Origin of the sequence: Bacillus sp. GbtcB14 (genome assembly GCF_019091205.1) — a bacterium.
Lineage (GTDB): Bacteria > Bacillota > Bacilli > Bacillales > Bacillaceae_G > Bacillus_A > Bacillus_A cereus_AG.
In genome coordinates this window covers 1-252 of the sequence record NZ_JAGXJT010000221.1, presented here as the reverse complement: position 1 = coordinate 252, position 252 = coordinate 1, and the positions used below count along the sequence as shown (strand labels likewise).

The window sequence follows — 252 nt, the reverse complement described above, 5'->3', positions numbered from 1 at the left end:
TTTATCGGCTAAATGTGGTACTCATACAAGTTTCACTTTATTGTACATACTTCTTTTGATCTAACACCTTATATATATTATTAACTTTTACAATTTTCAATTCATAATTCAATTTCATATCGCTTCTCTTACCATTTTCAGTACCCGTTACGTACGCTACAGTTTGATAGAGAAGACATTCATCCGTCACTTCACGTATGACCTCGTTTGTAAACCTCTACTCAAGATCCGGAAAACGATTTGGCTCATCAC

Annotated in this window: 1 pseudogene; it reads right to left on the bottom strand. The window is 34.1% G+C overall.

Annotated features, from left to right (window positions below):
- Positions 1–37 precede the first annotated feature (37 nt).
- A pseudogene (locus tag KVT31_RS29770) lies at positions 38–252 on the bottom strand (biotin transporter BioY); the annotation flags it as partial.